Source organism: Cereibacter sp. Soil_C_27 (genome assembly GCF_057657095.1).
Map to the genome: position 1 here is coordinate 1 of NZ_JBDGJD010000019.1, position 8843 is coordinate 8843.

The 8843-nt window shown below is 61.0% G+C and carries 6 protein-coding genes; 2 read left to right on the top strand and 4 right to left on the bottom strand.

Annotated features, from left to right (window positions below; genetic code table 11):
• Nucleotides 1–263 precede the first annotated feature (263 nt).
• Together AC3A5Z_RS24020 and AC3A5Z_RS24025 are read right to left on the bottom strand one after the other, a co-directional pair.
• A complete protein-coding gene (locus AC3A5Z_RS24020) occupies nucleotides 264–1127 on the bottom strand; it encodes a trypsin-like serine protease (RefSeq protein ID WP_487521791.1) in 864 nt (287 codons plus the stop codon).
• Nucleotides 1128–1154: 27 nt separating this feature from the next.
• Nucleotides 1155–2759 carry an amidohydrolase family protein gene (locus AC3A5Z_RS24025; RefSeq protein ID WP_487521792.1) on the bottom strand — a complete coding sequence of 535 codons (1605 nt, stop codon included), beginning with the start codon at nucleotides 2757–2759 and terminating at the stop codon, nucleotides 1155–1157.
• 156 nt (nucleotides 2760–2915) lie between these two features.
• Here AC3A5Z_RS24025 and AC3A5Z_RS24030 point away from each other — a divergent pair, with 156 nt between their 5' ends.
• Both AC3A5Z_RS24030 and AC3A5Z_RS24035 read left to right on the top strand, forming a co-directional pair.
• Complete coding sequence (locus tag AC3A5Z_RS24030) at nucleotides 2916–6119, top strand: S8 family serine peptidase (protein WP_487521793.1); 3204 nt, start codon at nucleotides 2916–2918, stop codon at nucleotides 6117–6119.
• Entirely contained in the window at nucleotides 6116–7309 is a 1194-nt protein-coding gene (locus tag AC3A5Z_RS24035; protein WP_487521794.1) for a trypsin-like serine peptidase, read from the top strand. The genes AC3A5Z_RS24030 and AC3A5Z_RS24035 overlap by 4 nt, the downstream gene beginning before the upstream one ends.
• Before the next feature lie 397 nt (nucleotides 7310–7706).
• Here the strand turns inward: AC3A5Z_RS24035 and AC3A5Z_RS24040 are convergent, their stop codons facing one another.
• Together AC3A5Z_RS24040 and AC3A5Z_RS24045 are read right to left on the bottom strand one after the other, a co-directional pair.
• A complete protein-coding gene (locus AC3A5Z_RS24040) occupies nucleotides 7707–7958 on the bottom strand; it encodes a hypothetical protein (RefSeq protein ID WP_487521795.1) in 252 nt (83 codons plus the stop codon).
• A complete protein-coding gene (locus AC3A5Z_RS24045; protein WP_487521796.1) occupies nucleotides 7958–8632 on the bottom strand; it encodes a YcbK family protein in 675 nt (224 codons plus the stop codon). The genes AC3A5Z_RS24040 and AC3A5Z_RS24045 overlap by 1 nt, the downstream gene beginning before the upstream one ends.
• Nucleotides 8633–8843 lie beyond the last annotated feature (211 nt).

Here is an 8843-nt window from a genome sequence, read left to right on the forward strand (position 1 = left end):
GCGGGGTGGAGCAGCCCGGTAGCTCGTCAGGCTCATAACCTGAAGGTCACAGGTTCAAATCCTGTCCCCGCAACCAAATATTCCAGCCTTATCAAGGACTTGCAGCCCGACCTAAACAGTCGGGCTTTTGCTTGTCCGTTTTACCTCAACGCCATCTCAACGTTTGACGAGCCCCCCTGACAGCGGGGGTGGTTGGCGCGTTACGAACCGGTGCCCTCGGGCAACCCCGAGTGCTGCACCTACTAGGCGGGTAACCGATTTCCTCAGCCGCCCTTGCACATCCCTCCGGACAAATTCAGTCCGCAGATCGTCTCGTTGTTTACCATGGCCCAGTCAGTGATGAATGCCTTCCCATTCGTTGAGCTGGTCGCAGCGAACAGTGAGAAGCCGACGCTATAGGTGGTGCGTGAATTCACACCCTCGATCACCCGCCTGCCACCGGTCGTTCCATCGATCAACCGGAACATAGGGCCGCCGCTGTCTCCGGGGCAAAGGATTGCGTCGCCGGTGTTGATGTTGCTGTGTGTATAGATGGTCGAGGTCTCGCGGGGTAGGCCTGGCGGGCGGGCCACGATCTCCGACACGCCGATTAGCAAGACACGGCCAGCGCGTCCGCCCTCGTTGCGGCAACCAAAGCCGGTTAGTAGAGCCTCGGCTCCGGGGCCAATTGGCGTGCCTAGGTTCACGCTCTCGTAGGCAATCCCGGTCACACGGTTAGATAGCAGACACAGGGCCCAGTCCTGCGACTTGTCGCCGCCGCGATAACCCGGCGCTTGGTCGCAGATGCCGCGCACCGAACTGCCACCTGCGCTGAACCGGATCCGCTGGCCGTCTTCAACGCAATGCGCTGCAAGGAGGACGGCTGCAGGGCCGATGATCGCGGCAGTGCAAGTGCCGCCCGTGGTCATGCGAATTATGCCGGCGAAGTCGCCCGGCGTCGCTGGAATGCCATTGATGAGGCTGCCGTCGATATCGTCGATCGGCTCCAGCGGCTCAAGTAGGACCTCAGAATTCTCTGTGCGCTGCTCGAAGGCGGGTACTAAATCTGGCGAAAACTGAAGTTGCGCAACTGCTGGGCCGGAAAGCGTCAGAGCGAGCGGCAGAGTGAGGTAGATCAAAACGTTCATTCGTCTGTTCCTCCATCGGGTTTTGGATCAGGACGTGCTAAACTTGGCTGTAAAGAGGTGGTCGGGACCAAAGAACTTCGAGAGCCGTGCGAACTGTGGATCGCCGGGGAAAAGTCCGAGGAAGCGCCGCGCATTCCCGCCTTCGAAGTCAGCAAGTTCGGCATCGTCGAGGCCAAGTTCCACCGCGGCAAGCTGAACGTCGGCGAGATAGGTTTCATGCCCTGGTACGCGGCCAATCATCGACCAATCCGATCCGTACATGATGCGGCCTGCCATCTTCGGCTCGCGGTCGATGAGCCTGCGCATGGCTCTGATCCTGTTCTCGCGGCCGCCGACGCTGGACATTACCTCGCTCCAATAGCCGACATCGACATAGAGATGGTCATGCCGCCCGATAAGTTCGGCTGAAATTTCTTCCCACGGCCGAGGGTCTACGGGATCGCACTGGTTGTCTTCAGGATCGTTTGCGTCGAAGCCGCCGAAATGGGCAAGGTCCAGCCGCAACTGCGGGTAGTCGTGCAGAACCTGGGCCCAATTGAGAGGTGAGGCGTAGAGGCCAGTGCATATGCCGCGGTCCAACGAGTTGTTGGCATGTGCCTTGATTGGCACCCTGTTCTTCTCGCACCACAGATAAAGACCTCGCAGTTCGCGGTCGAGCGACGCGCCTCCGCCCCTGGGTACCCTCGCCACGCCATCGAAGCTGACGTCGGCGTTGCCTAGAGGCTTGAAGCCGACAGGGGGGTATAGCTTCACGCCCGCAAAGCCTTTTTCCTCCACAGCGCCCTGTAAGCGCCAGAGAGGATCGCGATCGGGGGTGTCCTCTCGCTCCAACGCGGCGCGCAGAGGGCAGAACGGAGCGAAATTTAGCAAGACAGCATCCGTGCGCAACGTTGCCAGCAAAGACATAACTTCGATCTGGTCCTCAATCGCCGACACGGGCTCGGAGCGCGGATACCAGCGCGCAAAATCAACGAGCGAGGGACAGAAAACGTGGATTCCGTCTTCCTGACCGTATAGGCGCACCATCTCGGTGACGATATCGCGCCGTGAACGTGTTAGCAGACCGGCCCACCGAATTGTCTGAATGAAGGACGTATTCCGCTGATAGACGATCTTCCTCCCCAGCTTCTCCCGCGCGTAAATCCTATCAGCCAAGCGCTGCGGAATGTCTTCCACCCGTTCGAGAGCGGCCGGATCGGTCATAATTCCGGTTTCGGCCACGAGACGATCCAGCACGTCCGTATCGCCCGCTGACTGTAAACCTGCTGGCGACGCTGTCGCCAGATAGGCCGCGATCCCGTCCGCAACGTTACGCTCGTCCTGAGCGGCGAAAGAGACGGCGCTTGCGGGGCCATCGGCAGCAAGACTGACGGCCGGCGAGCCGCGCAGGATGGCCAGTTCATCGCGTGCAGTGGGCGTGCCTGACAGTAGAATGGACACGAGTAAGCGCAGAAATGCGGTCGTCGCGATGTCAGGGTCGACGGGCGCATGAGCGTCGCGCAGGATCGTTGTGGTCAGGAAACCCACGACGGCAATGTCACGACCGTTGAAGGTATGGGTGTGAATGTCGATAGCGCCAGCCGAAACTGAAGGGGCGAAGATGCTGCTGGTACATCCGGAGAGCGTCGCCACCCAACTTACCGAAGATCCTAAAAATTCACGGCGACTCGGCATTGAACGAATCTCCAACATCAAGCAAGATTAAATTTTCCGTGATTGCTACGTGATTTTCAAGGCCGCCGACTTTGTTTCACCGCCCCGCAAGGGTTGCGTTGCGAGGATCGCCAGATGCCAAGTTTACAAAAAACTCGATCGGTCAGATATTTGCGCTCCGTTTTTGCGCGCCACCCATATGAGATTTTGTTTCGCGCCACGCTGGTTTGGTTCTGTTTCGGCGCGGTTGCCTGCTGGACCGGCTCGGCTATGGGACAAACGGCCGAAGCAGAGCTCCGGGGTGCGCTGGCTGCGCCCGACAACCCGGAGGCTCTCGGCGACTACTTGAAAACCCTGCCAATGGTGGATGGACGCTATGTGGTAGACGGCGATGTTCTGATGACAGAGAGCCGGATCCGCCTACTTCTCCATACTGTTGGGCAGGACATGGAGTCGGGAAGCGCGTCGCGCCGCAGCGACGCAACGGAACTGTTGATCGACCGCGATGGCGTTTGGCCAAGGGGACAGCGGCAACTTACTTATACAATAGCCCGCGACGACTTTAGTGATCAGCAACGCGAGGCGGTCATCCACGCCCTAGCCGATGCGTCGCTCGAATGGGTGGAGGCGTGCCAGCCCTGCGATCTTACAATTACGCAGATCGCAGACGCCCGGCCGGACGAAGTAACGTTCGTTGTCAGGTCCAAGGACATGGCGGCGACGGCATTGGCCTTTTATCCGAGCGACCCGCCCGCAATGCGACAGCTTCTGGTCTCATCCGGATTTTTCGCGACGGATCAGAGATTTGACCGCACTGGTGTTATGCGACATGAGCTGGGGCATATTCTAGGCTATCGGCATGAGCATGTCCGTTCTGCGAGCCTCGCTTGCCTGATCGCTACGACCAAGCTCGAGCGCGCCAGCTGGCTTTCGATACCGGGCTTCGAGGCAATAGATGTTCGCTCGGTCATGCACTACCCCTGCGGAGGTGACGGTACCAACCTGTTGGACCTAACGCCGCTGGACGAGGCCGCGCACCGAGTGATGTACGGCGACGGACAAGTAGATGGTGTCATCGTTGCCGATACGACGGAGGCTGGCGGCACCAATCTCGTCCGCATCCGAATGGACAACGTCGAGCCCGCGGCTGCCCCGGTCCGAGTAGAGATCGAGGTGTTCGGCGGTGACCAGAACCGGTCGATCGCTCTATTTTTGCAAGAGCTGTACCGCAGTGACTATGCCGATATCCTGCCAGAGCGAAGCGTGACTATCGGCAAGGGCGATTCCGGCTGCCGCATCTTGGAAAGAGAGCTTCACTTGCTCTGCGATGGTACGACGGGCGTCGAACTGATCCGGGAATTAAACCCCAGCATCGACCTGGACGCCCTGCAGCTGGAAGGACGGCTTGTCCTGCCAGGCGTCGACATCCAACCCTTCCGCTATGAAGTCCAGGTGCAGCGCCAACCTTCCGGCCAGTTGCCCGACTCAAAGTCGTGGCTGCAAAATGCAGGTCGAATAGATGAGAGAGAATATGGACTCGGCGGACGCTCGATCGTCACCACGATGGGGCGCAGGCTTTCAGTCGAGGTGCCGCCGCCCGCGGCGGTGTCAGTGGTAGGAGCGTTCTACCGGCTCGGCCTCCCGGAAAGTACAATCGTGGTGCGCGATGCGGTGCAGCCCAAGGAAAAATATTCATTTCGTCCCCTTGCGAAAGAACTTGCGAGCTGTGAGAGCGGCGACGAGATGGAGCAAGGAGACACGGCATTCTGGTCGATGCTCGATGCCGATTCCGACGCTTGGCCATCATGCGCACGGGAATGCACGGGGCCGCGCTGTCCCCAGATTGTCCTTCCCGACAGCCTTTCCTACCTTCCCGCAGATATTGCCAGCTCACTCAAGATTTTTGGCCCCGAGAATGCCGAACTTGACGCGAAAGAGGCCGTCGCACAAGACTGTCCCAAGATTGACGAAGTACCAAACGCCTGCACGGTCACCCCGTTCGATAAGAATTGTCATCACGCGACGAGCATGGCTGCGGTAATGTCGGCGCGCGTCGACGGCGAGGGTTTCGCGGGTCTTGCTCCCGGGACAACAGTCGCTCTGTTCGACTGGCAGCTGGCTTCGCTTTCTGAACTGCAGATGTTCCTTCGGGCCCGCACAAACTCGGCTTATACCGAGGCTAACGGACCGCAGATATTTGTCTTCGCGTCAAAATTTCCAAACATCGCCTCGGATGTAGAGACCCTGATCGCGGCAATGGGGCAGCCACGTTCGCGCAAAATGTTCGACAGCAACCGCGGATTCCTCGACTGGTCCTACCCAAAGACACCCGACATCGCGAGCCTCGACATGAAGACGCTAGAGGACCACAAGACGCGCTTCCGCAACCCGGTGGTCAATGATATCCTTAACATAGCGCCGCTGTGGATAACTGCTGCAGGCCAGAAGCCCGATGCCTCTGCCGCCGCATTGTCATCCGGGCCCGTCTCCCCCTGGATATTAGACCGCAACTCGGTGATCGCGCCGATGAACCTTGGCGATCTTGACAATGTGATCGTTGTAACCGCCTGTGATCCCTGCACCTGGCCTGAAATGGCCTTGTGGAGTGACGCTAACTTTGGGCGATCCGAAGAAAAGACCGCGCCAAACACCGCCCGCGCCGTCACCATCGCCGCGCCAGCCCGGCACTACGTCGCCCCGCTCGGCCCGAAGCAGATCGTGGGCGAGCATGGCGGGACCAGCCAGGCCGCCGCATTTGTCGGTGGAGTGGCTGCGGGCATGTTGCGCTGCGACGCCGATGCTTATGTCGACCACGACAACGTCGTGCTTGCTGACAAGGTGAAACGCCGGCTTGTCCTGACCAGCACCCCGCGCCTAACCGAAAGTACGCGCGAGGCCGCGGGAGTTGTCAACCCTGCAGCGGCCCTTCTCACTCCAGCCGGAGCCTTTGCCCGGCTGAACAGTCAGCCGGCGGAAGGACGCTATGCAGCATTGGAGAATGCTGCACATCTGGGCTGCAGCGTGCCTTGGTTCCGCCTGGACACCGAAAGCGGCGCCCTGTCTAACAAGCAGACCAGCACCCGCAACCTGCGCCGCATCCTTCGCGTGCCCCATGAGCAGGGGCCGACAAGCTGGGAGGAGGGCGACCGCTGGTTCCTCTACGCCTATGATCCGGGATTTAACGTGAAGGTCGACGTTATCGGCCCGGTGCAGATTTCGCCACAGGTGGTGGCGCAGCCTTTCATCGCGGCTGGAGGGCGGACCTTTACGCTCGCCGAGATTGACGAACTGATCTTGCCAGACAAGGGAATTGCTCACGCTTTGGACTGCGGCCAATGAAAACGGCTGCCTTCGCAGCGTTCCTGACCTTGCTCCCCGGTGCTGGCCTTCCCGATTGCGGTGGGCGGCTGATGACCGAGCTCGGGCAAGTCCACCAGGTCGTCGGCCGCGCGCTCACCCCGCTGCAGGTGACGCTGACGTTGCCCCATGTCGGGGGGCAGATACGCTGGCAAAGAATGCTCTTGCGCCGCAATGGAAAGGCTGCGGGAGACTGGCGCGTGGCGGTGCGGGATGTCGACCACCGCGTTTTGCAATGGTTTGACCCGCTCTCGCTACCCGAGGGCGAAAGCGTCTGGACCGGTCGGTTCAACAAAGCCGATCTGCGTCTTACGCTGCATGGCTCAAGCGCGACAGGTGGCGATACGCTGCGGGTCGTCTTGACGGACGTTTTCGTCATGCCCGAAAATGTCGAGAATCCCTTCTACTCACGGCAGGAGCCCGCCATTGAAGCGTGGCAGCCACTTCACACTGCCAATATAGCAGAGCGCGAGGCTGGCGATGCAATAGGGATCCTCATCACCCGAGGGACGGGCGTCGCCGCAGCCTGCACTGGTGTCGCGGTAGGGCAGAACCTCTTCCTGACCAACTGGCATTGTGGAAAAGTGGCCAACGGCGCTGCCGACTTACCCGCGCTCTATTGGGACGATGCAGAGGTTTGCACAACCGCGTTGATTGATTTTTCCTGGGACATGGACACGATCAGCAATGACTTTCGCTGCAGCAGGGTAGTGGGATCAGACCGCGGACTCGACTACGCGCTGATCGAACTGGATCCTCTGAACGGCCAGCCACCCGTCCTGCCGCTGCGCATCAAGACGGACCGGCTCTCGGCGGATGAAGGTATCGGGCTGATTCACCTTCCTGCCGCACGGATAAAGCAGACCAGCACGAACTGCAGCATCGTGCACGACGAGCTTTCTCTCCCCGGCTGGATTGACGGAACCGAGGGGGCCGAGTTCGGTCATACCTGCGACACGGAAGGCGGAAGTTCTGGCGCGCCCCTGCTGGACGAGTCGCAGCGTGTCCGTGGCCTGCACCACCTTGGCTTCTCAGTAGCCCCCGGAACCTGTGATCCAATTGACAGCTTGAACAAAGCCATCTGGATGGACCGCATTGTCGGTCATCTCGAAGAAGGCCGCCGAGCACATCTTGATGCTCATGGGTATTTGCAACTTGGTTCCAAACCCTGAGCGGCATTCGACAGTGCTCGGGAAAAGACGATGCGGCTCCGCGGGGCCTTCCTAGGGGCCCGCACTCCTCTTGGCGACATGGCGGCCGACCAGCGTGCTACTCAAAGCTGAGTTACTTGTCGTTACAGGCAGGGACACAACTTCGAGCCAGAATATGCGGCACTTGAGTTGGTCGACTTGTGAGCATCCGCAGCTTGCTCGCGTAGATCCGGTGCGTTCCCGCAAGCCGCCTTTTCCCACTCATATGCATGCCCGCGCCTGATCACGCATGACGGCGTAGTCGCTAAGCATACGGACGATGATCGCGCCTTCCGGCAATGCGTCCACCTCATCTGCAGCGTGCGTCTGATCGGCCGTCGTGTACTCCACCACCGGCGGACAGACCTGCCCCGGTCGATCAGAGCCGGCCATCCCGCAGCCGGTCAGCCAGAGCATCGCGATCAGCGGGGCGGCGGCTGGCGGCATCCAGCATTTGGCGTTGGATTTCACGGGTTCTCTCCGATGTTGAAATGCGCTCGGCCAGCCGACTGGCGCGGTCACCGGCGCGGCGGAGGTTCAGCAGGAACAGGGCAATGGTGAGGGCGGCCAGCAGCAGGCCCAGCGCTTTGCGCGCGGGGCCGCTGGCGAGGAAGGCGGTGATCCAACCCATCAGCGCAGGCCCCGCTTCCAGTCGTCGATCCGGGCGTGGATGGCGACGGCGATGCCGATCAGCGCCACGGCGATGAATACCCAGCGCAGGGTGTCGAGATAAGGCACTAGGGGCAGGATGGCCGTTTGGGTTTCCGCCAAGACGTCTTGCGCCACCTCGACACCCGCGGCGCCGGCGGTCGCGATGCCTGCTGCCCCACCACCCTTCAGGGTGCGGCTGTCGGCCAGAACTTCACGAACTGGCTGGGTTTCCGGCACAAAGGGTGTGGCGCGGGGGGCGAAGGGCTCGCCCCAAGACCGGGCAGGACCGAGGTCGATGTGCATGAAGCCCGAGCGCGGATAGGTGCCGAAGCCGAGGAAGCCGACGGTACGGGCAGCTTCGGCAAAGGCGGCGGGGTCGTGGTTCGACATCGCAATGTCGAAGGCGGTACCTAGCATGTGCTTGGAGGCTGGCGCCCCGCCGACGGCGCGGTTGTGGCTCGGGCTGCGATAGCCCGAACGGACGATGAGCGGTTTGCCGAGGCGGTTGCGCAGGGATTGCAGCTTGTCCCTCGCCTCGGTGTCGATCTTGATCGCCCCGGTGCCGCGGCAAGCGATCTCCGCCGGGGAGAAGCTGGGCCAGCGCCAGGCGCTCTCGGGCACATCACGGAAATGGGCGTAGGTCGTGGTCGGCATAGTTTGTCTCCAGAAATGCAAAACCCGCCTCTGGGGCGGGTCGGGTTGGTCGAAATTGTCGGTCGGTTGGTCCGAGCGCGCCGAGACGCGTCGAACATCAGATCGCAGCGCTCCTGCCCGGCGTCAGCGCATCAGCTGTCAATCGGCACCGAAATCTGACCCCGTATCGGCGTTGAATATTGACCCCCCTCGGGTGGGCGGGATCAGGGCC